Origin of the sequence: Acetobacter fabarum, from assembly GCF_029069195.1 — a bacterium.
In the GTDB taxonomy this organism is placed as follows: domain Bacteria; phylum Pseudomonadota; class Alphaproteobacteria; order Acetobacterales; family Acetobacteraceae; genus Acetobacter; species Acetobacter fabarum_A.
The window spans coordinates 1-3098 of the sequence record NZ_JARDYK010000029.1 but is presented as its reverse complement, the minus strand read 5'-3'; the positions used below and the strand labels follow the sequence as shown (position 1 = coordinate 3098).

Annotated in this window: 4 protein-coding genes; 2 read left to right on the top strand and 2 right to left on the bottom strand. The window is 58.7% G+C overall.

The features are described from left to right. Positions 1–1153 (top strand): hypothetical protein (locus PY793_RS14030; protein ID WP_275178603.1); only part of this gene is annotated, 1153 nt, incomplete at its 5' end. A gap of 128 nt (positions 1154–1281) precedes the next feature. On the opposite strand, the gene PY793_RS14025 is transcribed toward PY793_RS14030, so the two are convergent. Together PY793_RS14025 and PY793_RS14020 are read right to left on the bottom strand one after the other, a co-directional pair. Next, on the bottom strand, positions 1282–1719 hold the full coding sequence (locus PY793_RS14025; protein ID WP_275178602.1) for a DUF29 domain-containing protein: 438 nt from the start codon (positions 1717–1719) through the stop codon (positions 1282–1284). Continuing rightward, positions 1716–2315: a helix-turn-helix domain-containing protein gene (locus tag PY793_RS14020; RefSeq protein WP_275178601.1), complete on the bottom strand. Its 600-nt coding sequence runs from the start codon at positions 2313–2315 to the stop codon at positions 1716–1718. Before PY793_RS14020 ends, PY793_RS14025 begins: the two co-directional genes overlap by 4 nt. A 562-nt stretch (positions 2316–2877) precedes the next feature. Between PY793_RS14020 and PY793_RS14015 the strand changes: the two genes are divergently transcribed. Further along, positions 2878–3098: hypothetical protein (locus PY793_RS14015; protein WP_275178600.1), on the top strand; the 221-nt coding region annotated here is incomplete at its 3' end.

The window sequence follows — 3098 nt, the reverse complement described above, 5'->3', positions numbered from 1 at the left end:
GAAGCGGCATGTGCGAGAGAGCGACCCGATCGCGTGGAGCAAAGCCGAGACCGGGCCACTGGATTACGAGGCAGCGTTCAAGGCGCACAAGCGGGCCACGGGAGCGGGGGAACGGAAGGGCGCGGATCTCGGGATGGAATTCAAGGTTGTCGTCAGTCCTGAATGGCTGGCTGAGACCGGAGATCCACACGATGCCAGCAATCCCCGTGTGAAGCAGCTCGTGGCCGAGGCGAAGGCGTGGGCCGAGAGCTGGGGCGGCGCCGATTCTGTCTGGGGCCTGCGCTACGATACGGACGAACGCGGTTCCGGGGTGGTCGATGTGTTCATGTCGCCAGTGCGAGAGCAGAGGCATAAAAGCGGGAAATCCAAAGCTGTCATCTCATGTCGCAAGGCCAAGGAGGAACTGCTTGCCTCTGAACGTGCCCTAGAGCCGGACTTGAAGACCTCTGGAGCCGCTATGCAGTCCAGTTGGTCTAGATGGTGCCAGAAGCGGCTAGACCCCCGTCTAGAACGTGGAAAACCGAAAACAGAGACGGGTGCCGTGCATGAGAACGCCGACCTCTATGCTCGGATCGCGAATGAGAAGGCTGCGGACTTAGCTAGGCGCGAAGAGCGGCTTGGGCAGGTGTCCCGATTTGTTCAGGCGTTCGCTAGCGGGGAAGTTGTAAAGGTTCTCCCGTGGCCGGAAGATCCAACAGAGCTGGCCTTCCAACGGAAAAGAACCGTTTCTGAAGCGCGAAGAGCCGAGTTGGTAGCGCAATGGCGGGCTATGCCGCAGCATTTGCAGGAGAGCCTGCACGCGATCTCAGTCGAGCGTGCGCGGGCAGAAGCGGCACGCAAAGAAGCTGAGAGCGTAGCGGAACAGACGAAAAAGGCCATTTCTGAGGGGGTACAGGCTTTCTGGAAAAGGGAGGTTACCGGGGCAAGACGGGATGCTGCACAGGAGTGGCATCTTGCCTATGACCCTCGCTTGCCATCACCCAGACGCAGTGCATTGGCCTCGATTATCGAGCCGGTGAAAGCATTGGTTGCCCCGATGCTCTGTTCTTTGGTCGCATATCTGGAGCAAAGCCGTGTGAATATTGCAGGGTATGCAGAGGCGCAGCGTGACGACGAACTGGATATTGGCTGGGACAACGGGCCGGGGATGTGAGACGATTTAGCCGCTAAATTCTCCACCTCATGAGCAAAAAAGCCCCTCTCCCGGCAAAAGGGGCGTGCTGCACCAGAGGGCGCGTGGGACGCGCCAGCCGTAGGCCGCCGAAGGCGTCTGGTGGAAGATCAGGCTTCCGGCCAGAAGTCTTCGGCCATCATCTGCCCAAATGACCACGGGCAGCTTGCCGGGAAGGTGCTTTCAGCCAGTCCAGTTTCTAGCGCGGCATCACGGCGGGCGCGGCGGTAGGCCGTGTCGATACTGGCCTCAAGGACGCTTTGCAGGCTCGGGTTATCGGCCATGTGGTCGGTCAGGGCATCGCGTGTGTTTGCAATGGACAGCCGCCACGAAGGGCCTCGTCGCACAGGCTGAAACTCCCATTTGAGCAGGTGGAGCAGCAGGACGGTCAGACGGCTGATGAGTTCGCGCTTTTCCGATTTTCCCATGCTCTCGATCTCCTCAGCGATGTTCTCAAGGTCAGCCTCGGAGAGCTTTCCGGCGCGCAGTAATCCGGCCTGCTCGGTCGTCCATGCGTAAAAGTCACGGTCATAAAGGGCGCTGCTCATGTCGCACCACCTTGGAGGAGTTCGAATTGCAGTGGAGGGCGCGTGTCTTTGGCCTGAGCCTTGCGGACATCGAGGGAGCCATTCCATGCGACATGCGGGTTAATGAAATACACGGCCATACCCCGGCCTTGTACGCCTTCAATCCTGCGTCGTTCGCGGCGGATCACGCCCATTTTTTCCAGCGTTCCCATAATCCGGCTGACGTGATTGGAGGCGCAGCCCATTTTTTCCGCGAGCTGGTCGCGGGTGAGTAGTATTTCACCGGTGTCCTGGCGGAGATTGAGCAGCACCAGGTCGAACGCATGGCGTACCTTGTTTGGCCGGTCATCAGACGGCAGTTCGCGGATAGCGTCCCAGATCGCGGCGGTCTGCATACGGCTCAGCATGGTGAATCCTCCCGGCCAAAGCCCTTCCTCGGTGTCAGGCCGTGCGGCCTTCTGTAGCGCGTATGTCGCCCGTGAGATGGCTATACGCGCCTCTCCCGGCAAATGCTTCAGGAACTCATCTGATAGGAGCGAGAGCTGTTCGGCGACCTGTGCCGCTTCCTCTCGTTCCGATCGTTGCTGCTGTGTGGCAAGGCGCACAATCTGGGCCATGGTTTCGCTTCCTGTGGAGAACCTGTTTTTAGGTGTCAGCCTATGGCACTAATAGGTGCCGGAATCTGGCATGTAAAACAAAGCATTTCTACCGGTTTCCTGCCGGGGATAGCGCTCCCTAAGAAATATATAAGAATCTTAATCATCCTGTAGTCCTTCTTTTTTGTGGAAAACCCTCAAAAAGCCGAGGAGGCAAGAAAGACAAAAGCAGCCAAAATGAACAGGATGCTGAGGATCAGGTTAAGCAGAGTATGCACAGTGAGGTTCCTTACGAATGATCGCATTTCCTCATTGTGCGGAAATCAGTTGTGAATACGCACACGACAGGACGCCTCTGGCGGCCTACGGCGCTCCCGCTCTGCGCTCGCTCCTGTCCAGTTCTTCCCTTTTGCCGGGAGAGGGGCCTTTTTGCTCATGAGGTAGGAAGGGATGGGAAGGTCAGAGTCCAAGAAGGAAAGGGAGGTGCAGGGGGGTAACACCCTGCCACACGGATTGAAGCGGAGCGGCCCTTTAGGGTCAATCGATAGTGTGTTACTTTCTGCGAAGCAGGAAGTAATGTCAGATGCCCCTATACGCGGCTGTCCGGGCGGGTGCGCTCAAGTCCATCAGTTCCGGCCGAAACGGAATCCGGTCGGCCGAGCAGCACGCCAAGCGTCTCGATCTGGTCTCCCAGAAGCGGCATGTGCGAGAGAGCGACCCGATCGCGTGGAGCAAAGCCGAGACCGGGCCACTGGATTACGAGGCAGCGTTCAAGGCGCACAAGCGGGCCACGGGAGCGGGGGA

Coding starts and splice junctions, on each gene's coding strand:
- PY793_RS14025 (WP_275178602.1), bottom strand. CDS start 1,719: ATGAGCAGCGCCCTTTATGACCGTGACTTTTACGCATGGACGACCGAG.
- PY793_RS14020 (WP_275178601.1), bottom strand. CDS start 2,315: ATGGCCCAGATTGTGCGCCTTGCCACACAGCAGCAACGATCGGAACGA.